The sequence below is a fragment of the Novosphingobium sp. NBM11 genome (genome assembly GCF_015390225.1).
Classification (GTDB): domain Bacteria; phylum Pseudomonadota; class Alphaproteobacteria; order Sphingomonadales; family Sphingomonadaceae; genus Novosphingobium.
Map to the genome: position 1 here is coordinate 4,125,798 of NZ_VUOG01000001.1, position 25,766 is coordinate 4,151,563.

General features: G+C 66.3%; 22 protein-coding genes, 1 tRNA gene and 2 pseudogenes. 4 read left to right on the top strand and 21 right to left on the bottom strand.

Features of this window, described 5'->3' with window-relative positions:
* Nucleotides 1-65: 65 nt before the first annotated feature.
* Both F1640_RS19985 and F1640_RS19990 read left to right on the top strand, forming a co-directional pair.
* A complete protein-coding gene (locus tag F1640_RS19985) occupies nucleotides 66-527 on the top strand; it encodes a universal stress protein (RefSeq protein WP_124807354.1) in 462 nt (153 codons plus the stop codon).
* Between the two features lie 612 nt (nucleotides 528-1,139).
* Nucleotides 1,140-1,921, top strand: a protein-coding gene (locus tag F1640_RS19990; protein WP_202804794.1) for an IS5 family transposase whose coding sequence is annotated in 2 segments (ribosomal slippage) — nucleotides 1,140-1,464 and nucleotides 1,464-1,921 — 783 coding nt in all. Because the reading frame shifts where the segments join, the coding sequence is not laid out codon by codon here.
* A 488-nt stretch (nucleotides 1,922-2,409) separates the two neighbouring features.
* Here F1640_RS19990 and F1640_RS19995 read toward each other — a convergent pair.
* The 11 genes from F1640_RS19995 to F1640_RS20045 all read right to left on the bottom strand — a co-directional run bounded on the left by F1640_RS19995 (nucleotide 2,410) and on the right by F1640_RS20045 (nucleotide 15,753).
* Entirely contained in the window at nucleotides 2,410-4,695 is a 2,286-nt protein-coding gene (locus F1640_RS19995) for a ribonuclease R family protein (RefSeq protein WP_194920976.1), read from the bottom strand.
* A gap of 89 nt (nucleotides 4,696-4,784) precedes the next feature.
* Entirely contained in the window at nucleotides 4,785-5,351 is a 567-nt protein-coding gene (locus F1640_RS20000) for a DUF805 domain-containing protein (protein WP_194920977.1), read from the bottom strand.
* 116 nt (nucleotides 5,352-5,467) lie between these two features.
* Nucleotides 5,468-6,802, bottom strand: a complete 1,335-nt coding sequence (locus tag F1640_RS20005) for a M20/M25/M40 family metallo-hydrolase (RefSeq protein ID WP_194920978.1) — start codon at nucleotides 6,800-6,802, stop codon at nucleotides 5,468-5,470.
* Between the two features lie 88 nt (nucleotides 6,803-6,890).
* The gene (proS, locus tag F1640_RS20010; RefSeq protein ID WP_194920979.1) at nucleotides 6,891-8,438 is read right to left on the bottom strand and encodes a proline--tRNA ligase; all 1,548 of its coding nucleotides are present in this window, start codon (nucleotides 8,436-8,438) and stop codon (nucleotides 6,891-6,893) included.
* A 114-nt stretch (nucleotides 8,439-8,552) separates the two neighbouring features.
* Nucleotides 8,553-9,107, bottom strand: a complete 555-nt coding sequence (gene phaR / locus F1640_RS20015; protein WP_125955835.1) for a polyhydroxyalkanoate synthesis repressor PhaR — start codon at nucleotides 9,105-9,107, stop codon at nucleotides 8,553-8,555.
* Between the two features lie 83 nt (nucleotides 9,108-9,190).
* Nucleotides 9,191-10,255 (bottom strand): alanine racemase, encoded by a 1,065-nt coding sequence (locus F1640_RS20020; protein WP_194920980.1) that lies wholly within the window; start codon nucleotides 10,253-10,255, stop codon nucleotides 9,191-9,193.
* The gene (locus tag F1640_RS20025; RefSeq protein WP_194920981.1) at nucleotides 10,245-11,861 is read right to left on the bottom strand and encodes an MFS transporter; all 1,617 of its coding nucleotides are present in this window, start codon (nucleotides 11,859-11,861) and stop codon (nucleotides 10,245-10,247) included. The genes F1640_RS20020 and F1640_RS20025 overlap by 11 nt, the downstream gene beginning before the upstream one ends.
* Before the next feature lie 65 nt (nucleotides 11,862-11,926).
* Nucleotides 11,927-12,355, bottom strand: coding sequence for an iron-sulfur cluster assembly scaffold protein (locus tag F1640_RS20030; RefSeq protein ID WP_309229309.1), 429 nt, complete (start codon nucleotides 12,353-12,355; stop codon nucleotides 11,927-11,929).
* A gap of 3 nt (nucleotides 12,356-12,358) precedes the next feature.
* Complete coding sequence (locus F1640_RS20035) at nucleotides 12,359-12,979, bottom strand: CvpA family protein (RefSeq protein ID WP_125955641.1); 621 nt, start codon at nucleotides 12,977-12,979, stop codon at nucleotides 12,359-12,361.
* 12 nt (nucleotides 12,980-12,991) lie between these two features.
* Nucleotides 12,992-14,359 (bottom strand): DNA repair protein RadA, encoded by a 1,368-nt coding sequence (gene radA, locus F1640_RS20040; protein WP_194920982.1) that lies wholly within the window; start codon nucleotides 14,357-14,359, stop codon nucleotides 12,992-12,994.
* Between the two features lie 65 nt (nucleotides 14,360-14,424).
* On the bottom strand, nucleotides 14,425-15,753 hold the full coding sequence (locus tag F1640_RS20045) for an amidohydrolase (protein ID WP_194920983.1): 1,329 nt from the start codon (nucleotides 15,751-15,753) through the stop codon (nucleotides 14,425-14,427).
* A 144-nt stretch (nucleotides 15,754-15,897) separates the two neighbouring features.
* On the opposite strand from F1640_RS20045, the gene F1640_RS20050 reads away from it, so the two are divergent.
* A complete protein-coding gene (locus F1640_RS20050) occupies nucleotides 15,898-16,122 on the top strand; it encodes a hypothetical protein (protein ID WP_194920984.1) in 225 nt (74 codons plus the stop codon).
* 50 nt (nucleotides 16,123-16,172) lie between these two features.
* Here F1640_RS20050 and F1640_RS20055 read toward each other — a convergent pair.
* The 3 genes and pseudogenes from F1640_RS20055 to efp form a co-directional block, all read right to left on the bottom strand.
* Nucleotides 16,173-16,258, bottom strand: a tRNA-Leu gene (locus F1640_RS20055).
* A 100-nt stretch (nucleotides 16,259-16,358) separates the two neighbouring features.
* A pseudogene (locus F1640_RS20060) lies at nucleotides 16,359-17,182 on the bottom strand (inositol monophosphatase family protein).
* Nucleotides 17,183-17,188: 6 nt separating this feature from the next.
* Entirely contained in the window at nucleotides 17,189-17,752 is a 564-nt protein-coding gene (gene efp, locus F1640_RS20065; RefSeq protein ID WP_124807343.1) for an elongation factor P, read from the bottom strand.
* 96 nt (nucleotides 17,753-17,848) lie between these two features.
* Between efp and F1640_RS20070 the strand changes: the two genes are divergently transcribed.
* Entirely contained in the window at nucleotides 17,849-18,277 is a 429-nt protein-coding gene (locus F1640_RS20070; protein WP_194920985.1) for a hypothetical protein, read from the top strand.
* Between the two features lie 6 nt (nucleotides 18,278-18,283).
* On the opposite strand, the gene F1640_RS20075 is transcribed toward F1640_RS20070, so the two are convergent.
* The 7 genes and pseudogenes from F1640_RS20075 to F1640_RS20100 form a co-directional block, all read right to left on the bottom strand.
* Nucleotides 18,284-20,245 carry an OPT family oligopeptide transporter gene (locus F1640_RS20075; protein ID WP_206694907.1) on the bottom strand — a complete coding sequence of 654 codons (1,962 nt, stop codon included), beginning with the start codon at nucleotides 20,243-20,245 and terminating at the stop codon, nucleotides 18,284-18,286.
* 348 nt (nucleotides 20,246-20,593) lie between these two features.
* Nucleotides 20,594-21,175: pseudogene (locus F1640_RS24900) on the bottom strand (ABC transporter ATP-binding protein); the annotation flags it as partial.
* Nucleotides 21,112-22,362, bottom strand: a complete 1,251-nt coding sequence (locus F1640_RS20080; RefSeq protein ID WP_194920994.1) for an ABC transporter permease — start codon at nucleotides 22,360-22,362, stop codon at nucleotides 21,112-21,114. The gene F1640_RS20080 and the pseudogene F1640_RS24900, both read right to left, overlap by 64 nt.
* Entirely contained in the window at nucleotides 22,359-23,369 is a 1,011-nt protein-coding gene (locus F1640_RS20085) for an efflux RND transporter periplasmic adaptor subunit (protein ID WP_194920996.1), read from the bottom strand. The genes F1640_RS20080 and F1640_RS20085 overlap by 4 nt, the downstream gene beginning before the upstream one ends.
* A 112-nt stretch (nucleotides 23,370-23,481) precedes the next feature.
* A complete protein-coding gene (thiE, locus tag F1640_RS20090) occupies nucleotides 23,482-24,126 on the bottom strand; it encodes a thiamine phosphate synthase (protein ID WP_125955661.1) in 645 nt (214 codons plus the stop codon).
* A gap of 43 nt (nucleotides 24,127-24,169) precedes the next feature.
* Nucleotides 24,170-24,667 (bottom strand): hypothetical protein, encoded by a 498-nt coding sequence (locus tag F1640_RS20095; RefSeq protein ID WP_194920999.1) that lies wholly within the window; start codon nucleotides 24,665-24,667, stop codon nucleotides 24,170-24,172.
* 99 nt (nucleotides 24,668-24,766) lie between these two features.
* Nucleotides 24,767-25,663 (bottom strand): fructose bisphosphate aldolase, encoded by an 897-nt coding sequence (locus tag F1640_RS20100; protein WP_194921001.1) that lies wholly within the window; start codon nucleotides 25,661-25,663, stop codon nucleotides 24,767-24,769.
* Nucleotides 25,664-25,766: the final 103 nt, after the last annotated feature.

A 25,766-nucleotide genomic window follows, 5' to 3' on the forward strand; every position in this document is an offset into this window, starting at 1 on the left:
CAAGTGGCTTGAGGCTTGCCCTGCATACGAATTTGCCGGTAGAGAGGTCCGGGAAGGAAAAGGCCATGCTTCAGCAGCGTGTCTACCTGGTCATTATGGACGAAACGGACGAGGCGCGGCAAGCGCTGCGTTTCGCCGCCCGACGCGCCGTTCGCACCGATGGCACCGTTCACATCCTCGCACTCGTTCCGAAGCAGGAATTCGTTGCTTTCGCCGGCGTACAGGCGACCATCGAGGAAGAGGCCAAGGATCGCGCCGAAGTGCTGGTCACTACCGCGGCCGGCAGCGTGGCCAGCGAATCCGGACTGACGCCGATCATCTCGGTGCGCCAGGGCAACGGCCCGGACGTCGTGCGCGATTACCTGCGCGAACATCCCGAGGTTTCGGCGCTGGTGCTGGGCGCCGCGGCCGACGGCGCGCCCGGCCCGATGATTACCCATTTCAGTACCCACGCCGGGCAACTGCCCTGCCCGCTGATGATCGTGCCCGGCGGCATGGACGACGAGGCGATCGACGCGCTGAGCTAGGAGCGGACTGTCCGGACATGCTCGAAGCCCGTTGCCCAAAATCAAAATCCCGTCACCCTGGCGAAGGAATCCCATCATCCCGGCGAAGGCCGGGATCTCATGCCGGATGCCTGAGGCCAGAGATGCCAGCCTACGCTGGCATGACGGCGGAGGAGGGAGAAGTCTCGACGGTTGTCGCCCAGTTGCGGAAGTTTAGCGATGATAACGGCCTGCGATGGGTTGCCGCTTTCACTCCAAAGCGTTAAGTTAAAGCAATGAAAGTTGCGAAGATTTTTTTAGGCGGCGTGGACAAATTGCCTAGAGGCGAGCTTTCCAAGTGTCTTCGGGATATTTGATGATTTGTCGCCGCCATATCCAAACGGCGAACGAAAACATGATTGCTCCGGTAGCTATACCAGCACCCCATCCCTTCTGATGACCATGAAAATAGGCCACCAGAATACTGACAACGGCCGGAGCAGATAGCGCAAGCCAATCCCGTCGGGTCACTTTCCTCATGCGGCGTAATCTATCGCGAGGTGGCCGTAAAAACACCGATTTCTGCATGGTGTTTGGGAACGCGATTGACGCGATGGCCAGTCGTTGATTCAAGCCTGCTTTTTGGAGGCAGATTTGAGCCGGGGCGATCTCACCGAAGCAGAATGGCGAATTTTGAAGGGCTTGTTGCCAATCGAGCCTGAAAATCGCGGTCGAGGCAGGCGGCCGGAGCAGAACCGTTCTGTCGTCAACGGCATACTCTGGCGGCTCCGTTGCGGCGCACCGTGGCGCGATGTACCACCGAAATACGGCAGTTGGAACACGATCTATCGGCGGTTTCGACGCTGGAGTGAGGCTGGTGTTTGGGAGACCGTTGCGGTTACGCTCGCCGAAATCATGGCTGACAGCGGCCACTACAGCATCGATAGCACAACAGTCCGCGCCCACGTTTCGGCAGCGGGCGGAAAAGGGGGACTCATCGACGCGCTCTTGGCCGCTCGCGGGGCGGGTTCACCAGTAAGCTTCACTGCTTGGCTGATGCCCTCGGACGACCAGTTGCCTTCCACCTAACAGGTGGCGAGGCAGCGGACTGCAAGGCGTATGATGCTTTGATCGATCTGCCCGAGTGCACGCCCGACGCTTTGTTGGCGGACAAGGGGTATGACGCTGATGCCATTCGTGCGGATCTTGCCGAGCGGAAGATTGCTGCCGTCATCCCCGGCCGGTCAAACCGCCGCGTCAAGATCGAGCATGATCGAACGCTCTACAAGCAGCGCAACCGCATCGAGCGCATGTTCGGCCATCTCAAAATCAACCGCGCCATCGCCACCCGCTACGACCAGCTTGCCAACAGCTTCCTCGGCATGGTCCATCTCGCCACCGCCAGATACTGGCTCAAATTTGTCCACGCCGCCTAGGATTATGCGCTCTTGCTGTCGCTTGGACATGCATACTTTCCTACGTCGAGAGAACGAGAACAATCGAAGGCATCTGGAGTGTCGCTTTCGAATGCTCTGAATTTTTCGAGAATGCTCAACCAGAGGATGTTGAGGACCAAAGTTGCCATGACGGCTCATGGATCGACTACCTCTACGATAAGGGACGTGGAGAAAACTACGATCGCATAATGCAGCACAGCTTTAACCCTCATACAGGTAAAGTGCGAATTTGGCCGCCCGCTCCGTATAAGATCCGCTTCATAGGTAGTAAAAAGGTAGCTTTATTTGGGATCGGCTACTTGATACCCGTCGGATTCGGTCACATGTCTGGCTGGGGAAGCGAGTACCGCGTTGAAAGGTTGCTTTCGATCAAGCCTTTGCCCCTTCGCGGGAATGACAGTGCGCCGTCGCCATGGCTCACAGCGAAGTGAGTGATCCCAGGATCATCCGCGAACGACGATGATCGCCTACTTGCGCTTGCCCTGATGGCGGATGTTGGACGGCCGCCCACGCTTTCCGGTCATGAACTTGCCCTTGGGCTTCGGCTTGCCCGGAAGCTTGCCGCCGCGGCGCTCGATGCGGCTGACGCCTTCGGCCACGTCGACCGGTTCGAACTTCAGCGCGCCGGTCAGCGGGTTGGCCTCGGCCAGTCGCAGCTTGAGCATCATGCCCATCGCAAACTGTTCGCCGCTGCTTTCGCCTTCCAGCACTTGCGCCTTTTCGTCATAGACGAAGCGTTCGGCGCCCAGCACGGAAACGGGCACCAGCCCGTCGCCGCCCAGCCCGATGATCGTGGCGAACAGGCCGAACTTCTGGACGCCGGTGATGCGCGTATCGAACACTTCGCCCACCCGACCGGCCAGCCATGCCGCCACATAGCGGTCGATCGTTTCGCGCTCGGCTTCCATCGCCCGCCGTTCGCTGGCGCTGATCGCTTCGCTCACGCGGGCCAGATCGTTGCGGTCGCGGTCGGCAAGGCCACTCGTCGGCGGCAAGTCATGGTCCTGCGGGCGCGGCTGCTCCAGATCATAGGCATCGACCAGCGCGCGGTGGACCAGCAGGTCCGAATAGCGGCGGATGGGCGAGGTGAAATGGGCGTAGCTGCCCAGCGACAGGCCAAAGTGGCCGGCGTTGCGCGGCCCATAGTAGGCCTGCGTCTGGCTGCGCAGCACCGCTTCCATGACCAGCGCCTTTTCCGCCTCGTCGGTCACGTCCTTCAGCATCCGGTTGAACAGCGATGGCGTGATAACCTGCCCCAGCGCCAGCTTGCGATCGAACGTGGCGAGGTAGTCCTTCAGCGCAAGTAGCTTCTCGCGCGTGGGCGGTTCGTGGATGCGATAGACCACCGGCGCGACTTTCGCCTCCAGCGCCTTGGCCGCGGCGACATTGGCGGCGACCATGAAATCCTCGACCACGCGATGCGCGTCGAGCCGTTCGCGCAGAGCCACTTCGGCGATTCGCCCCTGTTCGTCGAGCAGCACGCGCCGTTCGGGCAGATCGAGTTCCAGCGGATCGCGATCCTTCCGCGCCTTTTCCAGCAGACGCCAGGCCTCCCACAGGTGCGCCAGGTGCGGCGCTGCTTCGCTGGCGTCGATCCGGCGCTGCGCTTCCTCGTAGGCGATCACTTCGGCGATCCGCACCCGCGCGCGGGTGAAGCGCCATGACGTCACGCGCCCCTGGGCATCGATGGTCATGTGGCACGCCATCGCCGCGCGGTCCGCGCCGGCCTTGAGCGAGCAGACATCCGCGCTCAGCACTTCGGGCAGCATCGGCACGACGCGGTCGGGAAAATAGACCGAGTTGCCCCGCTTGCGCGCGTCCCGGTCCACCGCGCCACCGGGGCGGACGTAGAAGCTGACGTCGGCGATGGCGACCAGCGCGCGGAAGCCGCCCTCGCCGTCCGGCTCCGCCCAGATGGCGTCGTCATGATCGCGTGCGTCGACGGGGTCGATGGCGACGATCGGCAGGTGGCGCAGATCCTCGCGATGCTCCTCGCTCAGCGGCAGGGCTGCCGCGAGCTTCGCTTCCTCGATGGCCTTTTCGCTGAACGAGAACGGAATGCCGTGCTTGTGGATCGCGATCAGGCTGAACGCGCGCGGGGCCAGCGGATCGCCCAGCACCGTCGTCACTTTCAGGCCCGAGCGGGGCGAACGCCCGGCGGGTTCCGCCAGCACCAGGTGGCCGGCTTCCGCCTGGCCCAGATCGCTGATCGGCGCCGCGTTGCGCACGCGCTTGTCCACCGGGGCAAGCCATCCCTTGCCCGCGCCATCGATCTCGATCACGCCCAGCATCTGGTCGGTCTGGGCGGGCAGCTTCTTCATCGGATGGGCGATCCAGCCCTTCCCGGCTTCCTCGGTCCGCGCCAGCACCCGGTCGCCCACGCGCAACGCCTGCTGCCGCTGCTTGCCGCGCTGCTCCACCAGCCGCACGCGCGGCGGCGGCGCGCCATCATCGGGATGCCAGCTGTCTGGAATGGCGATCGCCTCGCCATCATCGATATCCACCACGCGCAGCACGGTCACGCGCGGCACGCCGCCCATGCGGTGAAACGCGGTGCGGTTGCCGTCTATCAGGCCTTCCTCGGCCATGTCCTTGAGCAACGCCTTGAGCGCGATCTTCTCCTGCCCCTTCAGTCCGAACGCGCGCGCGATCTCGCGCTTGCCGGCGGGCTCGTCGGACCGGGCGATGAAGTCGAGAACCTGCTGGCGCGTGGGCAGGCCAGGCTCTGGTCGAAGCGTTTTGGCTGAAGGCATCAACGCCATGTGGCGCTTTGCCGCCCGCAACTCAAGGCGAACGTGGCCTAAATCGCCCTAATCGCGATCGGACATACCCCGAATGCAACCTAGAAGCGCGTGGGCTCGTCTCCGTAGCGATTGGGTCCGTCTGTCGATTTCAGAACCCCAAAGATCACCACGAACAGTACCGGCACCCAGCCGAGCAAAGCTATCGGCCCTTGTCCCTGCATCATCGTCATGGGACCGTTGGCGGCCGATCCCGGCGCCTGAATTCGCTCCATCACCTCGATCGCGCGATCCATCTGTACGGGCAGCATCGCCAGCGCCACAGCGTAGGACAGACCGGGCACCAGCACGAGCCATCCCGAAAGGCCGCTGTCGTGCAGCCGCCGGGCCAGACTGGCAGCCAGCAGCACGATCGTAACCACGCCGATGACGATCCCTACACCGGCCATGGTCTGCATCATGCCCGTCATCTGATGCATCATCTGCGCCTGGACCACGGCCTCGCCATCGTTGCGTTGGGCGGCCCGAAACCCTGCGCGCATCAGGTTCACCGTGAGCGGAATTGAAACGGCTATGCCGCCCGCAACGCGCAGCAAGACCACGAATAGCACGTAATACCAGAACGTCTGGCGCGCATCGCGACCCCGGGGATCGAAAATATGGACCAAGCCGTGCCGAACCGCCCCAAGCATCCCTCGACCCCACCTTCACTACCAGACGCATCATTTTTTGCCGCGGCGGCGCAAGCGCGTCCAGCGCCAATGGATCGGCATTGACGCTACCATCAGGGGAGCGCGGATGCGACCGGAACGAACCCACCCCCGGGCAGGGCGGAAGCAATCGGGCTTTCGCTGCCGTCGGCCGCTTTCGCGCTGACCCCGAAGAACCAGTCGTCTCCGCGCACGCCATCGAACCGCACGCTGGTGCCGGTCACGCCTTCGCGGACTTTCTCCTGCCATGCCGGCGCGTCCGTGCGCCGCCGCCAGACCGTGTAGCTGGCCGCGCCGTCCACCGGCTTCCACGCGATGTCGGTCCAGGTCGAAACCGCCGCCTTGACCGTCGCCACGGGCGGCATCGGCGCGGCGGCCAGCGCCGCCAGCCCACGCACGTTGAGGCGGACGACCTTGGCCAGATAGGGGAAGTCCATCTCGTCGATGGTATCGCCGAACTTCACCCCGTTCTCGGTGCGCAGATCCTGGTGCTGGTGCTCGTAATCCTCGACCGCCACGGTGAAGCGCACGGCGGGATAGCCCTTGTCCGAAAACGGCAACTGGTCCCCGCCACGCCCCATGCGGTCGGCGCGCCAGATCTGGCGGACTTCCAGCCCCGTGGCGTCGCCGGTGGCCAGCCCCGCCAGCCAGCGCGATAGGTTGCGCGAAGGGCTGTCGTTCTCGCCCCCAAAGCGCCGCTGCGCCGCGCGGAGCGCATCGGTGCTGTCGGCGCGCGGCCCTTCTGAAAGGATGCGGACATGCGTATCGTCCTTCCACCCGTCGGACCCGCGCGATCCGCCGACGATGTCGTTGTTGAACACCGCCTTGATCGTCCAGCCATGCTCTGCCGCGTAATCGGCCAGCAGCTTGCCGCCCAGCAGCCCCTGTTCCTCGCCGGAAAGGGCGGCATAGACGATCGTCGAAGGGAATTTCTGCCGTGACAGCACGCGCGCGGCTTCCAGCACCAGCGCGGTGCCCGATCCATCGTCGTTGGCGCCGGGCGCATCGATCGTGGCGTTGAGGACATCCGACGCGCGGCTGTCGATATGCCCCTGCACGATCACCACCTCGTTGGGGCGTTCAGTTCCACGCTGGATAGCGACAACGTCGACCAGGCGCGTCGGTGTCGGCACGCGTTCGCCCTGCACCATGCGTTCGGGGAGCACGATCTCCAGGCAATTGCCGCAGGCCTTGGACGTCTTGCGGAATTCGGCTTCCGCCCAGGCCCGCGCCGCGCCGATCCCGCGTTTCGGGTCGGTCTGGGGGGACAGGGTATGGCGCGTGCCGAAGGCCACCAGCTTCGCCACGTCCGCTTCAAGCCGTGCTTGCGAAATGGCGTCTTCGGGCGCCGCGATGGCCGGCGCGGAACAGGTGAGGGCGAGCGGGGCGATAATGGAAAGGCGCTTCATGCCGCGCAGGGTAACCGTTCGCCCCTGTTCCTCGCAAGCACCGGCAGGAAAAAGGGCGGAGAACCCGAAGGTTGCCCGCCCTTCTGGATCAGTACGCCCGCGCGATCAGGATGCGCTCGACCGCCGGTTCGCCCGTGAACGGGCACGGCCCTTCCGGCGGCGCGGCATCCATCGGCGTGTTGCGGATGGTGAGCTTCAGCCCCTTCAGCGTTTCCACGACCTTGTCGAGCGCCGCGCCGGTGGGGCGGGACCAACCCATTTCCACCCAGCCGGGGAACTTGCGATCTTCGGCGAAATAGGCGGCAAGCCCGTCCAGATCGGTCACGTCGCGCACCACCTGCGCATCGCGCTTCGCCTGCGCTTCGGCGAACAGGCCTTGCTGGATGGCTTCAAGCTCGACCACCGCCGTCGCGACGAAATCGTCCTTTGCCTGTGCCACGAAGTTGGGCTTGCCATCCTCGCGCCACAACCGGTCGCGGCGCAGCGCGCTGACCTGGCCGCCTTCGGCATCGCGGCCGCCGATTTCGAGCACCAGCGGCACGCCCTTCTTGACCCAGGCCCAGCGCTTGGCGGTGGCCTTGCCGGGGCGTTTGTCGAGCAGGACGCGCACGCGCTCGCCGAACGCCGATTGCCGCGCCAGCGCCGCGCGCAGGCCTTCGCAATAGGCGAGCAGCACCTCGTCGCCTTCGTTGTCGCGCAGCATCGGCAGGATCACGATCTGCTGCGGCGCCACCTGCGGCGGCACGCGCAAGCCGTCATCGTCACCATGGGTCATGATCACGCCGCCGATCATGCGGGTGGAAACGCCCCAGCTGGTGGTGTGGCACAGCGTTTGCTGGCCTTCCTTGTCCTGATAGCGGATGCCCGCCGCTTCGGCGAAGCCGGTGCCGAGGTAATGCGAGGTGCCGGCCTGCAGCGCCTTGCCATCCTGCATCATCGCCTCGATCGAATAGGTCGCGACCGCGCCGGGGAAGCGTTCGTTCTCGGGCTTGGCGCCGGCGATGACCGGCATCGCCAGCACGTCCTCGGCAAACGACCGGTACATTTCGAGCGCGCGCAGCGTTTCCTGCATCGCGTCGGCCTCGTCCGCGTGCGCGGTATGCCCTTCCTGCCACAGGAATTCGCTGGTGCGCAGGAACATGCGCGTGCGCATTTCCCAGCGCACGACATTGGCCCACTGGTTGGTCAGCAAAGGCAGGTCGCGCCACGATTGCACCCAGCGCGCCATCGCCGCGCCGATCACCGTTTCCGACGTGGGGCGCACCACCAGCGGCTCTTCCAGCTTCGCTTCGGGGTCGGGCACCAGTCCGCCCTTGCCGTCCGCGATCAGGCGGTGGTGCGTGACCACGGCCATCTCTTTGGCGAAGCCTTCGACGTGGTCGGCTTCCTTGGCGAAGTAGGACAGCGGAATGAACAGCGGGAAGTAGCAGTTCTCGACGCCCGCTTCCTTGATGCGTTCATCCATGATCTTCTGGATGCGTTCCCAGATGCCATAGCCCCACGGCTTGATCACCATGCAGCCGCGCACCCCCGATTCCTCGGCAAGCTCGGCCTCGGCGATCACCGCCTGGTACCACTGGGCAAAGTCTTCGTCGCGCGTGACGTTCAGCGCGTGCTTGATCTTGGGCTGGTTCATGCCGCGCGGGTTAAGCGGCAATCGACAAAGGGGCAAGACGGTTTGCAGCGGTTCCGCACGGTTCGTGGCCCGGCGATCACGCCACCGGCACCGGCACCGGCCCCGCGCTCGCCGCTATTTCGTGATCTGGTCGAGCTTCTTCTGCATTTCGGCCATCTGCTTGCGCAGTTCGGCCAGTTCGTCACCTTCGCCGGCGGCGGGCTTTTCCGCTTCGCGCGCGGGGGCGCCCGGCACAAACGCGGCGGCTGCGGCCTTGAAGATTTCCATGTTGCGCTGGGCCAGTTGCGCCAGCGGGTTGGCGCCGATGCTGTCCTCGATCGCCTTGCGCAGCTTGTTCTGGTTTTCGCGGAAATAGTCCATCGACGCTTCGAGATAGCCAGGCAGCAGCGCCTGCATCGAATTGCCGTACATGGAGATCAACTGCCGCAGGAAGTTGGTGGGCAACATCTGTTCGCCCGCCGATTCCTCTTCCATGATGATCTGCGCCAGGATCGAATGCGTCAGGTCCGCGCCGGTCTTGGCGTCGATCACCTGGAAGTCGATGTTTTCCTTCACCATCTGGGCGAGATGGTCCAGCGTGATGTAGCTCGACGTCCGCGTATTGTAGAGCCGCCGGTTGGCGTACTTCTTGATGATTACGGTATCGCCGTCTTTGGACTGGTTGGCCATCGTGGTGCGCCCTTCATGGTTTATCGGCGTCATTAGCAGATGCAGTATGTGCGGCGCAACACGGGGGCACAAGCCCACTTGCCTCAGGTTTGGCGGAAAAAGCGACGCCCGAGCAGGGTAAAGAGTTCATATTGAGACAATCCGCTGATCGCGGCCGCCGAAACGGGGTCATAATCGACCGTCAGCCAGTCGCCCTCGCCGCAACCGGGCGCATCGTCCAGCGCGACGATGGTGAGGTCCATCGAGATTCGCCCCAGCACCGGGATGGGGATTCCCCGCCATGAAAGGCCGCCCTTGCCCGACCAGCAGCGCAGATAGCCATCGGCATAGCCCAGCGCGATCACGCCCGCGCGCATCGGGCGCGGCGCGATGAAGGTGGCGTTGTATCCCACGCCCTCGCCCGCCTCGATCCGGCGGACCTGCAGCACCGCCGCTTCGGGATAGGCGACCTGGCGGATCGCCCCCGCCATTTCCGCGCGCGCGATCCCGCCATAGAGCGCCAGCCCAGGCCGCGTCAGGTCCGCGTGATAGGCATCGCCCAGCATGATGCCCGCGCTGTTGGCCAGGCTGTAGCGCCGCGCCGATACCTGCCGCCGCACTTGTTCGAAACGGTTCAATTGCTGCGCGTTCTGGGGCACGTCCTCGTCCGCCGACGCCAGGTGGCTGATGCAGCAATCGATGGTCAGCGCCTGCAGCACCGGATCGCCCAGATCGCCCATCGCCAGACCCAGGCGGTTGATGCCGGTATCGACCATGACATGGCACGCGCCGCCCCCGGCGGCGGACCAGCGCCGGGCCTGCTCCAGCGAATTGAGCACCGGCCGCACGCCGCTTTCGAGCGCGAATGCCACGTCGGCATCGTTCAGCGGTCCATGCAGCACGGCGATCTGCTCCGCCGGCACATGCCGCAACAGTGCCGCCGCCTCGCTCCAGTGCGCCACGAACCAGTTGCGACACCCCGCGCGCGCCAGTTCCGGCACCACTGACGTTGCCCCCATGCCATAGGCATCGGCCTTCACCGCCGCGCCCGCGACCGCCTTGCCCGACCAACCGTCCAGCGTCCGCCAGTTGCGGGCGAGTGCGTCCAGATCCAACCTCAGGCGAAGCGCGGCGGGCGGAACAGCGAAATGGGTGGGATCAGACGGCATCGTCACCATAGGCTTGTGGAGGACCGCCCTTTAGCCCCCACATCGCCACGAGGAAAGCCACCGCCACCACGACCCAAGTGTACCACAGACCCGAATAGGGATCGCCCGTCTTGGCCACGATCAGGCTCGATATGAACGGCAGGAAGCCGCCGAAATACCCCGTGCCGATGTGATAGGGGATCGACATCGAGCTGTAGCGGATGCGAGGCGGGAACATCTCCGTCAGCAGCGCGGCGACAGGGCCGTAGGTGAAGCCGGACAGAGCCATCAGCAGCAGTAATGAGGCGATGATTCCCGCAATCTGCACCGGGCCAGGGCGGACCTTGGTGAAATCATATCCGGCATCGGCCAGCATCGCCTGCAAGGCCTTGGCGCGCGCCGCCTTGTCCGTCCAGGGATAGGCATCGAGCTGCAGGACGCGATCACCCGCCCGCAGCGTCAACGCCGGCGCGGTCTTCAGGCTATAGGGCACGCCCGATCCCGCCAGATCGGCCAGCAGCTTTCCGCACTGCGTCGACTGTTCGGTCGAAAACGCGCTGAAGCTGCAATCCGGGCCAGCGACCGTGACCGGGGCGCGGCGTGCCTGTTCAGCCAGCGCGGGATTGGCGGAGGCGCCCATCAGCCAGAACGCCGGGAACAGCAGCAGCAGCGTGGCGAGATAGCCGATCACGATCGGCTTCTTGCGGCCGACCCTGTCGGAGATGTGGCCCGCCAACAGGTAGAACAGCATACCCACCGCCGCGCCCACGCCGACCACGATTTCGGCCAAGGTATCTTCCACGCGCATCGCCGATTTCAGGAACGAAAGGCCGGTGAACATCGCGGTGTACCAGATCACCGTCAGCCCGGCCGCGATGCCGAACAGCGCGATGAACAGGCGCTTCCTGTTGCCGGGATAGGTCAGGCTTTCGACAAAGGGGTTGCCGGCGATCTCGCCTTGTTCCTTCATCGCCTGAAACACCGGGCTTTCCGACAGTTTCATGCGCATCCACAGCGATACCACCAGCAGTGCCAGGCTGACCAGGAACGGCACGCGCCAGCCCCAGTCCTTCCACACCGCCTCACTCATCAGGCTCTTGCAGGTCAGCACCACGATCAGGCTGAGCACGAAACCGCCCACCACGCTGGCCTGGATATAGCTGGTGAAATAGCCGCGGCGGCCGGGTTCGGAATGCTCCGCCACGTAGACGGCCGCTCCGCCATACTCGCCGCCCAGCGCCAGCCCCTGCAGGATGCGCAGCAGGATCACCAGCACCGGTGCCGCCATGCCGATGGTGGCAGCGGACGGGATCAGGCCGACGCCCGCCGTGGCGATGCCCATCAGCGTGACGGTAACGAGGAACGTGTACTTGCGGCCCAGCCGGTCGCCCAGAAAGCCGAACAGGATCGCCCCCAGCGGCCGGAACCCGAAGCCGACCGCGAAGACCAGCCAGAACAGCAGCATTTCCAGCGTGGCATTGCCGGTCGGGAAGAACGCCTTGGACAGGATGGCGCCCAGCGTGCCGTAGATGAAAAAATCGTACCATTCGAACACGGTGCCGGCCGACGACGCGGCGATAACCAGCCGAATGTCCGCCGCGCTTGGTTCAGCGCCCGCTGCTGCCATTGTCCGTCCTCTTCCCCGTTTATAGCCCCGCTCTAGCGAACGCGGCGGGATCGGGAAAGAGCCGTTCAAGCCGCCTGTTCGAGTGCGGAAAGCGCGGCTTCCCAGGCCAGCATGATCGCGCCATGGCGCGCCGGATAGTCGCGGGCAACGGCGATAAGGTCGATACCCGGCCAATCCGGCATCGCGCCATCGCCCGCCAGCCATGCTGCCAGCGCATCGCGCGCGGCCGCGATGGCAGCGGCATCGCGGCCGATCGCGGCTTCGGCGAAAACGGAGGCCGCCGCCTGTCCCACCGCGCAGGCGTGCGGTCGCAGGCCCAGCCCGTTGATCGTGCCATCGGCATCCGTCCGCAGCGCCAGCCCGATCGTGCTGCCGCAGCTGCGCGAGCGCGCCTCACCCCGCAAGGGCAAGGCTTCGTCCCACGGCCAGTTGGCCAGCCCCGCCGCCGCCGCCAGCATGGCCGGCGTGTAGAGAGCGCGCGCGGAACTGGCCACGGTTCAGTCTTCCTTATCGGCGGACGTGTCGGCCCGATGGCGTGAAGCCGACTTCTTGGCCGCTTTCTTGTGCGCGGCCGCCTTGTCCTTTTTTGCCTTGGCGGCCTCGTCAGCCTTGGCGTCCGCTTCCGCCGCCGCGCGGCGATCCGCGATCATCGTCATCAGTTCCTCGCTGGCCGCGTTAAGGAACGGATAGGTGCGCGCCTGCGAAATCCACATCGGCCGACCGCTGACGCCCCACACCACGTCATAGCCGAAGACTAGAATCGAAAAGCCCAGAACGACGATGATGAAGCCCTTCACCGCGCCGAAACCGAAGCCGAGCAGCCGGTCGATCGGCCCCAGCACCGAATTGCGGCTGGCGCTTCCGATGCGGCGCGCGATGAAGCGGGTGATCCCGTAGGGCACGATCAGCAGCAGCACGAAGGCGAGCACACCGCCGCCGGTCTCGTTCTCCAGATAGGGCGTCAGCAGTTGCGTGAGCGGTTCGTGCAGATAATGCACCGCGAACAGCGAGATGCACCACGCCGCCACGGCGAGGATTTCCTCCACGAAGCCGCGAAAGAATCCACCGATCGCGCCGACCGCGACGATCAGGAATACAACATAGTCGAAGCCGGTCATTACCCGGTGAAATTAGGAGCCGCCCACAATCCGGTCAACGAGATTTGGCAGCAACCGCAACGGCGCATAGCTGAGACCGGCCACCTTCTCGATGCTGCCATCAGGGCCATAGGCGCGGGAAAAGCCCAGTTTCGCGGCTTCCTTGAGCCGGATGGAGCTGTGCGCCACGGGCCGGACTTCGCCCGCCAGCGATATTTCGCCGAACCAGGCCGCCTGCGCCGGCAGCGGCCGGTCGGCCAGCGCCGAGACCAGCGCCGCCGCCACCGCGAGATCGGCGGCGGGATCGGTCAGGCGATAGCCGCCCGCCACGTTGAGATAGACTTCGGCTGCGGAGAAATTCAGCCCGCAGCGCGCTTCCAGCACGGCCAGCAGCATCGCCAGCCGTCCGCTATCCCAGCCCACCACCGCGCGGCGCGGCGTGGCCCCGCTGGCGAGGCGCACGGTAAGCGCCTGGATCTCCACCAGCACCGGCCGCGTACCTTCCAGCGCGGGGAACACCGAACTGCCCGGCACCGGTTCGTCCCGGCCGGACAGGAACAGCATGGAGGGGTTGCCGATCTCCTCCAGCCCTGCCCCCGCCATCGCGAAAACACCGATCTCGTCCACCGCGCCGAAGCGGTTCTTCAGCGCGCGCAGGATGCGGTACTGGTGGCTGCGTTCGCCCTCGAAGCTCATCACCACGTCGACCATGTGTTCCAGCACGCGCGGGCCGGCGATCGAACCGTCCTTGGTGACATGGCCCACCAGCACCAGCGCGACGCCGTTCTCCTTGGCATAGCGAATCAGTTCGAACGCACAGCCGCGCACCTGGCTGACCGTGCCTGGCGCGCCTTCGATCTGGTCCGAATGCATCGTCTGGATCGAATCGATCACCAGCAGCGCCGGCGGCTTCATGCCGCCCAGCGTCGTCAGGATGTCACGCACCGAGGTATTGGACGCGAGCCGGATCGGCGCATTGCCCAGGCCGAGCCGGTCGGCGCGCAGGCGGACCTGGTCGGACGCTTCCTCGCCGCTGATATAGATCGCGTCCGCGCCGGCAAGCGCGATGGATGCCGCCGCCTGCAGCAGCAGCGTGGACTTGCCGATGCCCGGATCGCCGCCCATCAGGATCGCCGATCCCGGTACCAGCCCGCCACCGAGCGCGCGGTCGAATTCGGCAAGGCCGGTCTTGCGCCGCTCCGGCAGCTTGACCGGCTGATCGAGCGAGACGAACGAGACCAGCCGCCCTCCGCTCGACAGGTCATGCCTCGCCGAAAACACCGTTTCCGGCGCTTCCTCCACCAGCGTGTTCCATTCGCCGCAATCGGCGCACTGCCCCTGCCAGCGGGGAGAAACACTGCCGCAGGACTGGCAGACATAGCGGCGCTTGGGTTTGGCCATGGCCTGCGCTTAACGGGAACGTATCAGGAACGCAAGCCGCGTGATCGCCGCAACGCTCCTCGCCGTCACCCCTTGGGCATCAGCCGCATCGCCTCGCTGGCCAGCGCTTCCGCGCCGGCGGCGATGACCTTGTCCGCCTCGGGCGCCCAGAACGGACTGTGCAGCGATGGCAGCGCCCGCCCCTCGCGCTTCGCCGCTTCCAGTTCGCTGGCCGGGCGGCCGCCGACCCAGAAGATCGTCGCGCCCATGCGGTCAGGATCGGCGCGCCAGAACTCGCCGAAATCCTCGCCCGCCATCACCGGCGGCGTCTGCACCGCGCCCGTATCGCCAAACTGCCGCTTCATGTCGGCCAACACCCGCTGGCTGAACGCGGGCGGATTGAACGTGGCGCGGGTATAGGGATCGAGCACGGAGACGACCGGCATCCGGTCCTGCGGCACGCCCGACGCCATGGCCTCGCCCGCCGCAATGCGGCGGATGCCGTCGAGCAGCAGCTTGCGCTGTTCGTCGCTGTAGCTGCGCACGGTGAGCTGGAGCCTCGCCTCGTCGGGGATGATGTTGTGCTTGGCGCCGGCATGGAAGCTGCCGACGGTGACCACGCCCGGCTCGAACGGGCTGTTCTCGCGGCTGATCAGCGTCTGCAGGCGCATGACGATGGCGCTGGCCAGCACGATCGGGTCTTTCGTGGTCTGCGGATAGGCGCCGTGCCCGCCGAGCCCCTTCACCGTGATGTCCACGCTGTCGACATTCGCGAGGGCATAGCCCGGCGTCACCCCGATCACGCCCGAAGGCAGATCGCCAGTATCGTGGAACGCCAGCGCGAAATCGGGCTTGGGAAAGCGGGTGAACAGGCCGTCGGCCAGCATCGCGCGCGCGCCGAGGCCGACTTCCTCCGCCGGTTGCCCGATCATCACCAGCGTGCCCGACCACGCATCGCGGTGCGCGGCCATCAGCTTGGCGACTTCCATCCACGCGGTCATGTGCGTGTCGTGCCCGCAGGCATGCATGATCCCGCTTTCGACGCCAGCGGTGGACGTGCCACGATCCTTCGAGGCGAAGGGCAGCCCGGTCTGTTCGACCACCGGCAGCCCGTCCATGTCGGCGCGGACCAGCACGGTCGGGCCGGGGCCGTTGCGCAGTACCGCGACGACGCCGGTGCGGCCCACGTTCTCCGTCACCACGAACCCTGCCTTGCGCGCGGCGGCGGCCAGTTGCGCGGCAGACTTCACTTCCTGGAAGCTGAGTTCGGGATGCGCGTGCAGGGCGCGGTAGGTCTGCAACAGCCCCGGCAGATCGGCAGCGATTTCCGCGCGCAGATCGGGTGCGGCAGCCTGAACGGCGGCGGGGATACAAAGAGCGGCAGCGCCGAGCGCCAGCAGGGAGCGGAACGTCATCGCGCCACTCTATCGCCGGGCGGGGCCGGTGCAAACGTCCTTTCCTGGCCCCGAAGAAATGCTTTGTGGCAATGCCGGGTCCACACCCCACATCGGCCACCACATCGACCTCAGCATTGACACGGCAACAGGACAGGACGGATCATGACGGACGCAGCAACGATCGACACCGCGCGTTGGGCCGCGGCGCAGCACTTGCGCGATGGCGGCTTCGAAACCGAGGCGACGATGGTATCCGAAGGGCGCGGTGACGATTTCGCCGAAGTGCGGATCGCCCTGTCGCTGCTGCGCATCCTGGGCGAGCGACCCGCGCGCACCGCGCCGCCGGTCAAGCGCAACGGCCGGCGCCTTGTCGGCGAGGAGTGTTGAGTCGGGAGTGTTGAGGGGGGAGCGCTGAGGCTCCCTCGCTTTCAGTAGTGTGGTACGGGCGGCCGGACTCGAACCGGCATGTTGTCACCAACGGCGGATTTTGAATCCGCTGCGTCTACCATTCCGCCACGCCCGCGCGTTCGACGAAAACCCGTACGTGCCGGAGAACGAAGGCGCCCTATAGGGCGCTGTTCCCCGGCAAGCCAGAGCCAATGTGCAAAATTTAGACGCGCCGGTCAGCGAGCCTTGAGCGCGCCAGCCACCAGCTTGTGCAGCTTGGAATGGAGCGCATCGTTGCCGGCCAGGACGGTTTCGTCGCAGATCGGCAGCGAACGGCCCTTGTAGTCCGAAACGAAACCGCCGGCTTCGCGCACCAGCAGGCATCCGGCCGCGCTGTCCCACGGTTGCAGGCTGCTTTCCCAGAACCCGTCGTAACGGCCGGCGGCCACCCACGCGAGATCCAGCGAAGCCGCGCCGAAGCGACGGATGCCGGCCACGCGCGGGCCAAGCTCGTGGTAGATGCGGGTCCATTCGCCCATGTCGCCCCGGCCCGCGAAGGGAACGCCGGTGGCGATCAGCGCCTCGTCCAGATGGCGGCGCGCCGAAACGCGCAGGCGGCGGTCCTGCAACCATGCGCCCGGGTCTTTTCGGCCCAGAAGCTCTCGTCGGTCACGGGCTGATAGACGATGCCGGCGGTCACTTCGCCCCAGCCCCTGCCGTCCAGCGTCGGTTCCTGCACCGCGATCGAGATCGCGAAATGCGGGATGCCGTGGAGGAAGTTGCTGGTGCCGTCGAGCGGGTCGACGATGAAGCGCGGCTTGCCGGGCTCGCCCGCGATCTCGCCGCCTTCCTCCATCAGGAAGCCCCAGTCCGGCCGCGCCTGGCGCAGTTCGTCCCAGATCGTCCGTTCGGCGGCCTGATCCGCCTTGGACACGAAGTCGGCCGGCCCCTTGCGGCTGACCTGGAGATGTTCGACTTCGCCAAAGTCACGGCGCAGGCGCGTGCCGGCCTTGCGGGCGGCACGTTCCATCACGCGGATCAGTCCGGAAATTGCGGCCATCGCGGATCAGCCCGCCTTGCCGACGTAGGAACGTTCGTACACGTCCACGACGATGCGCGTGCCGCTTTCGATGTGCGGCGGCACCATCACGCGCACGCCGTTGTCGAGGATCGCGGGCTTGTAGCTCGAAGAGGCGGTCTGGCCCTTCACCACGGCGTCGGCCTCGACGATGGTGGCTTCGACCTGTTCGGGCAACTGCACCGAGATCGGGCGTTCGTCGTACATTTCGAGCAGCACGGTCATGCCGTCCTGCAGGAACGCGGCGGCATCGCCGAGAAGATCGCTGGGCAGCGTGATCTGGTCGTAGGTTTCCACGTCCATGAACACCAGGTCATCGCCTTCGGCATAAAGGAACTGGAAGTCCTTGGTATCGAGGCGGACGCGCTCGACCGTGTCGGCGCTGCGGAACCGGACGTTGGTCTTGCGGCCGTCGATGAGGTTCTTCATCTCGACCTGCATGAAGGCACCGCCCTTGCCGGGCTGGGTGTGCTGGGTCTTGGCAACTTTCCAGATGCCCTTTTCGTATTCCAGGATATTGCCCGGACGGATGTCCACGCCGCTGATCTTCATGATGGAAAGAGCCTTACCGTGAGTAGGGAAGCGCGCGCCTTAGCCGCTGTGGCCGATTGCTTCAAGCGGCAGCCGCGTGCTAGCGCGATATCCGTCATGAACCGTCGTCTTTTCCCTGCCTCGCTCGCCGTGATCGGCGCGCTTGTCGTCACGGCTCCGGTCGAGGCCGTTCCGGGCGGCCCGATCCACACCTTGCTGCGCGGGCGCTGGATCTGCGAACTGCCGGGCGATGCCGAAATGCAGCCGACCGCGCTGCCCGACGACAGCTTCCGCGCAATTCCGGATTCGAGCTACCAGATGGCCGACGGAAAGCGCGGCACCTACGCGCTGTTCGGCCGTATCCTGACGATGACGAGCGGACCGCTGAAAGGCCGGCGCTATCAGTTGAACAACCGCGCGATGGCGCGGCAGATCGACGCGGCAGGCGAGTTCATCGGGCCACGCTGCATCCACGCCGGCACGCCGACCGGCGTCGACGCGGGCGATGATTCGTCCGGGTCCGACAGCGGCAACTCCGACATCTGACCCGGATCAGCGGGCGGCGCCATCGCGCCGCATCCGCCAGTAGGCATAGCCCACCAGCCCGCCAAACACCGCAATGCCCAGCGGCATAGCCACGGGGTTTGCGTGAACGATCGCCAGCGAATCGGGGTCGTTGGTGGCAGCCACGATCGCGGCATAGGCAATGTTGAACAGGCCATCGCCAACGATCAGGCCGGTGGCGGTCAGCACGCCCATGCGTTCGGCCAGTTCCGGATCGGCCTGCCGCGCGGCCCAGCGGTTGTAGAGATGGCCCAGGATCGCGCCGATCACGACCATCCCCGTGGTCTGCGTGGGCAGGTACATGCCCATGCCGACCGCGAGCGGCGGTAAGGCACCACGGCCCGACCGGCGCAGCGCGCCATCGACCGCCAGCGCCACCACGCCGATCGCCGCCCCCAGACCCACGAGGTTCCAATCGAGACTGCCGCCCAGCACGCCTTGCGCGATGGTGGAGATCAGCGCGGCCTGTGGCGCCGCCAGCGCGTTTTCGCCCGCGCTCGGGGCGCCAAGGAACCCGAAGGTGCCGTTGAGCAGATCAAGGATGGGCGGGATTACCAGCGCGCCGAACAGCACGCCCAGCACGAGCGCGACTTGCTGACGCCATGGCGTCGCCCCGACAAGCTGGCCGGTCTTGAGATCCTGCAGGTTGTCGTTGGAAATCGTGGCCACGCCGAACACGATCGCGGTGACGAACAGCGCGAAGGCGACCAGCGCCTTGGTTGCCGCCGCATCCCCGCCGCGCCCGTAGAGCGCCAGCAGGATCAGCGAGATGCCCAGGGCGGCGAGGATGCCCACGCCCGAGATCGGGCTGTTCGACGCGCCGATCAGCCCGGCCATATAGCCGCAAACCGAAGCGATGAAGATGCCGGCGACCAGCACATAGAGCACGGCGGCCGCCAGCCCGATCCCGAGCGATTCAGCGACCGGGCCGCCGGCCGCGAAATCGGCCAGCAACAGCGCGATCGGCACCATCGACAGCAGGATCGTGCCGCCCACCAGGCCAATCGGCAGGTCGCGCTCGCTAAGGTCCAGCGAGGCGTAGCCCGCCTGCTTGCGCGCCCGGCTGGCGGCGATGGCTCCGGCCACGCCGCGCACGATCGGGCCGATCACCCGCAGCATCGTCCAGATCGCCGCCACGCCAATGGCCCCCGCGCCGACGAAGCGGATGCGCTGGCGGAACACGATGGAGATGAAATCGGCGAGTTCGGTCCCCGCCGGGGGGCCGCCGGCGGTCAACACCGGCAGCAGCACGCCGAAGCTGATGACGATGCCCACCAGCATGGCGATGCCCACCGCCAGCCCGACGAGATGCCCGACCCCGACCAGCGCCATCGACAGCCCGCCGCCGAACGCGGTGCCGCCCGCGCCGACGCGGATCAGGGTCGAGGCTTCCTCCGCCACCAGCTTAAGCTTGGCGAGCAGCGGATAGAGCGCTGCCAGCAGCGCCCCGCGCATCACCGCCGCCAGCCCGCGCCGGTTTTCATCCGCGCCACCGACACCCGCGCCGACCTTGAGCACTTCCGCCGCGGCCACGCCTTCGGGATAGGGCAGGTCCGATCCGGTCACCAGCGCGCGGCGCAGCGGCACCGAATACATCACGCCCAGGATCCCGCCGACCGCGATCACCGCGACCGATTCCCAATAGGGAAAGCCCGTCCACCACCCGATCATGACCAGGCCCGGCAGCACGAACACGATGGCCGAAAGCGTGCCCGCCGAACTGGCGATCGTCTGGACGATGTTGTTTTCCTGGATCGTCGCGCCCGAAAGCAGCCGCAGCACGGCCATGGAAATCACCGCGGCCGGGATCGAGGTGGCGAACGTCAGCCCGATGCGCAGGCCAAGATAGACGTTGGCCGCCGTGAACACGACCGTCAGCACCGCGCCAAGCACCACGCCGCGCAGGGTCAGTTCCCGGACCGGCCCCGTGCCCGATTCGCCTGCGCTCATGCTCGATCTCCGTTCAGGAAACTCCGCCTTTTCCTGACGAAGTTGACAAAGTTGACACGGTCCAGCGGAAAGGATCGCCCCTTCCCCGCGCGGACTTCGCAGGCCCTGTCTGGCATGGTGCGGCGGATTAGGAAAGCGGGGCGCCGTTAGCCGTGCTGGCCCCCCATGTTGACGGCGCACTTCCTCGACTCGCCCGTCGAGCATCGTCACGCGCACATCAGCCACCTCGGCAATGCCGGTATCGTGGGTGACGCAGACCACCGCCCGGCCCTGTTCGTGCGCCAACGTGCGGAACAGGTCGACCACGCGCGCCGAATTGGTGGAATCGAGATTGCCGGTCGGCTCGTCGCCCAGGATCAGCGCGGGATCGTTGGCCAATGCGCGCGCGATGGCGACGCGCTGGCGTTCGCCGCCGGACAGCTTATCGGGGGACTTCAGCACCTTTTCACCCAGGCCCACGTCAGCGAGCAGCGTCCGCGCGCGCGCATCGGCCTCGGCGCCAGACAGCTTCCCGAGCCGGCGGATCGGCAGCATCACGTTTTCCAGCGCGTTGAATTCGGGCAGCAGGAAATGGAACTGGAACACGAAGCCGAAGTGTTCGAGCCGGATGCGCGCACGCTCGTCGCCCGAAAGCGGCGTCATGTCTCGCCCTTCGAACAGCAGCCGTCCCTGCGTAGGCCGGTCGATCAGGCCCAGCAGGTACAGCAGCGACGACTTGCCGCAGCCCGAAGGCCCGACGATGGCGGTGAAGCACCCGGGCTGGATGGCAAGGTCCGCGCCGTCCACCAGCGTCACCGGGGGATCGACCGGCAGCCGACGGGTAAGTCCTTCGGCGACAAGGACGGGCCGGTCCGGGGCGGGCGCGCTCACATCGCCCCCCGCAGGATATCCACGGGATCGACCTTGGCCGATTTGCGCGCGGGCAGCCACGCCGCCACACCACCCGCCAGCAGCGAGGCCGCCGCCGCGATCAGGTATTGCCGGGGACTGCGATCGATCGGGATCGACTGCTCCTCGCCGCCGATGGCAAAGCGCAGCGAGCCGAGAATGCTCATCAGCGCATAGCCGAGCAACCAGCCCAGCAGTACGCCGATCACCGCCAGCGCCAGCCCTTCGACGACGAACACGATCTGCAGGTCCGCTTCCGAAAAGCCCATCGACCGCAGGATCGCGATGTCGCGCCGCTTGTCGGCCACGCTGTTGGAAACGGCGGTGTAGATGCCGAAGCTCGCCACCAGCAGGATCGCGGAAACCACCGTGTACATGATGATGTTGCGCGTCACCAACAGCGAGAGGAAATCGGACGAGCGTTCCTGCCAGCTTTCCGCCTTGTAGCCATAGCGTTGCTCCAGCGTGCGGGCGACATCCTGCGCGGTATAGGGATCGCTCAGCTTGATGCCGATGCGGTTGATGATGAACGGGCGGCCGAGCAGCGATTGCGCCTCGCGCAGCAGCATGTAGCCGTTGGACGAGCCGAGCTGCGAATTGCCCTTCTTGACCAGGCCGACGATGCGCAGCGAGCGCGTGGTGCCCGATGCCGCCGTCGCGCCGACGATGTCGCCCATGTTGAGGCCGAGCCGGCTGGCCAGTTCCTCCCCGATGATGACGCCGCCCTGCACCCGCTCCAGATCGTCGAGATGCCCGGCGCGCAGCTTGTCGGAAATGGTGCTGACGCGGGATTCCAGCGCGGGATCGATGCCGATCACGCCCAGCGGCTCCTCGCGCCCGCCCAGCCGCAGCGTGACCGCACCCGAAAGGCTGGGCGAGACGACCGCGCCGGGGATGGCGGCGGCGCTGGCCATCACCGCCTGCCAGTCCTTGATACCCCGCACCTCGTTGCGGACCTTGTAGCCGTGCAGCACCACGGCGCCGTCGGGAAAGGCGCGCGCCCCCGGCTGCGGCGCCGGGCTGCGCAATTCGTCGGAAATGATGATGTGCGGGGCAACGTCGATCAATTGCCGCACGAAGTCGGCCTGGCTGCCGACCATCAGCGCCGACACCGCCAGGAAGAAGCCGACGCCCACAGCCACGCCGCTGGTCGCCACCAGCGTTTGCCGCTGCCGCATCAGCAGGTGGCGCGAGGCGATGTGCAGCAGCAGGAGCAGGCGGCCGATCACGGGGTCTTGATCCTGACCTTCCGTCCTTCCGCGAGGTCGGCAGGCGGGGCGACGACCACCGTCTCGCCCGCGCGCAGCCCACTCACGATCTCCACCATGTCGTTAGCCTCGATCCCGCGCCGGATGGTGCGAGCATGGACCTGTCCGTCCGCCACCACCCACAGGCGATCGCCGGAAAGCGCGGTAGCCGGCACCAGCACCGCGCGTTGCGTGCTGCGCGTGACGACGTTGACCTCCAGCGTGATGCCCAGCGGCAGGTCGCCCGCGCTTTCGGGCAGCAGGCGCACGCGGAAGGCGCGGGCGTTGGGATCGCCGCTGGGGGTGACTTCATGGACGCGCGCATGGATCACGCGGCCGGGCCAGGCATCGCTCGACATCAGCGCATCCTGGCCGACGCGGACCCGGGTGATGTCGCGTTCGTCCACGGTCGCGGTGATGCGGATGCGCGCCGGATCGCCCAGCAGGATCAGCACGCGCGTGGGCGTGGCGAGATCGCCCGGCTCGACATCGCGCTTGGTAACCACGCCGTCGGTATTGGCGCGCACGACAAGCTGGTCGCGCCGGGCAACGGCGGTGCGTTCGCCGGCGCGGGCTGCATCGGCGCTGGCGACGGCCTGATCGCGCGCGGCGCGGGTCATCCAGCCCTGGCGATAGAGCGTTACCGTCCGGCGTTCGGTTTCCTCGGCCGCGCGCCGCTGCGCCGCCGCCTGATCGAGCAGGCCGCGTTGTTCGTCATCGACAAGGAGAACCAGCGGCTGGCCGCGCCGCACCCGGTCCCCTTCGGACACGAGCACTTGCGCTACTGGCGCGGTGATGCGGGCGGCGACCGATACCGGCTGCTGAGCCTCGACATAGCCGGTGGCATAGACGAGGTCCGCCGCCGGCCCGATCCGCGCCTTGGCGACCTCCACCGCGGGTGGCCGGGTTCGCCATGCCAGCCCGCCGGCTATAGCGCCCGCCAGCAGCAGTACCACCACGATCCAGACCAGCCAGCGCTTCCGTCCCACGCACCGTACCCCATGCCCGCCGGGGCCCACGCGCCCTTCGGATTTCCGGTCATTGGCGTGCTACGTGCGCCCGCGCCTTGCGTTGGGTCAAGCGCGGAACGGTGTCCGCTGCTTATTCGTCTTCTTCACGCCGGGGCGCGGCTGCGATGGCCGCCAGCAGGTCGCGCACGCCCTGCGCCTCGTCCCCGCCCCACACGGCGTGACTCACCGCGAGGAAATCGGCGCCCGCTGTGACCAGCGGCGCGCAATTGGCGGCGGTGATGCCACCGATGGCGACGCAGGGCAGTTCGAACAGGGTGGACCACCAGGTCAGCAGGTCCGGTTCGGGACGATGCTCGGTTTCCTTGGTGGTGCTGGGGAAGAATGCGCCGAAGGCCACGTAGTCCGCCCCGGCCTCGCCCGCTTCCATGGCGAGGTGGCGGCTGGCGTGGCAGGTCACACCGATCTGTGCGTCACGCCCCAGGCGCTGGCGCGCTTCCTGCGGATCGCCGTCCTTCTGGCCCAGATGGACCCCATCGGCGCCGAGCCGCTTGGCCAGGCTGACCGAATCATTGACGATGAACGCCACGTCGCGGTCGGCGCAGATGCGCTGGAGCGGTTCGGCCAGCCGCGCGGCGGCATGATCGTCCACGTCCTTGACGCGAAACTGGAACGCGGCGACCGGCCCCGCGTCCAGCGCGCGGACCAGCCGTTCGGGAAAGGTGCCCGAGACATCGAGCGGGGAGATGAGATACAGTTCGCTGGCGGGTTGCGTCATCGGCGCGCTCTACCGCCGTTGCGGGGCGGCGGCAATCACAAGGTCAATCTTCGAAACGCACGCCCTGCGCGGCCAGCATGGCATCGAAAGCGGCGGGATCATCAAGCCTGATCATGACCGCATGAACCGGGCGCCGATCCGCCAGCGGCGGCGAGAGCACCAGCATCCGGTTCGGATAGGCCAGGGGCACGAGATTGCGCACACCCGCCTCCTTGTGCGCACCCGGCTGCCAGCTTCTGCGCACAACCGCAATAGCACCCAGCGGCACGCTGATCTGTCGCAGCGAACCGGCGCGGAGCAGCAAGCTCCCTTCGGCAAGCACATGGGGTAGCCGCGCCATCGACCGTATCCACCGCACGATCCAGGCGAGAGACGCCGCGGTCAGCGCGGTCAGTGGCCAGGCCAGCCATGGCCAGCGCAGCGCAACGAGAAGATGGACCACGACAAGCTCGATCGAAGCCAGCCCGAACAGCACCCATGCCATGGGCGCCACGCCGCGATGATAGGCAAAGGTGGACGATGAACATGCCGGTCCGGTCATGGCTTCTCCCCGGCTATCGGTCTCCCGACAGCAAGACGCCCCTCCCCCGCTTTGCGGGGCGAGGGGCGGCCTTTCCCATCCTCTGCAATCGATAGATCGTCAGGCGGACTTGACGGTCGAACCCGTAAAGATTTCGTCAATGGCGCCGGCCAGCGAGGCATCGAATTCCGCGTCGGTCATCTGGTGGCGCAGGTCTTCGAGCAGCGCACGGCTGAAGCTGGCGATGATCCCCGCGTTCTTCGCCAGTTCGACGCAGGCTTCGGGGCGCTTGTAGCCGCCCGACAGCGCGACGACGCGCAGCACCTTGGGATGGGCGACGAGGGGATCGAATGTGCCCGGCACGATCGGCAGGGACAGCTTGAGCATGACCTGCGTGCCTTCGGGCAGTTCGTCCAGGTTCTTGAGGATTTCCGCGAGCAGGATCGTGTCGCACTCGGCGCGGGTTTCGCTCTTGATGTTCACTTCGGGTTCGATGATCGGCATCATGCCATGCGCGAGCACCTGCTTGCCGACTTCGAACTGCTGCTTCACCACGGCGGCGATCCCGGCCGGGTTGGCCGAATTGATCACCGAACGTTCCTTGGTCCCATAGACGCCCAGCGCCTTGCTGCGTTCGAGCAGCGCATCGAGCTCGGGCATCGGCTTCATCAGCTGGACGCCGTCCTTTTCGTCCTCAAGCCCCTTGTCGATCTTGATAAAGGGCACCACGCCGCGTTCGATCAGCGCGGCGGGAACGGGCTTGCCGCCGGCATCGCCGTCCATCGTGCGTTCGAACAGGATCGCGCCGATCACCTTTTCGCCGGTGAACGCGGCCGAAGTGATGATGCGCGTGCGCATCTGGTGGATCAGGCCGAACATTTCCTCGTCCGTGCTCCACGCGCCTTCCTCGATGCCATAGCCCTTGAGCGCCTTGGGCGTCGAACCGCCGCTCTGGTCGAGCGCGGCGATGAAGCCCTTGCCGGAAGCCATCTTGGCGGTCATTTCAGTGACGTTCATGATCCCATCCTGTCCTGTGGCGCCTTCGGAAATCCAAGGATTTTCAAAAGCGCATACCTATGCACAAACTTCATTTGAAAAGGCGTCCGCCTTGCAACGGACG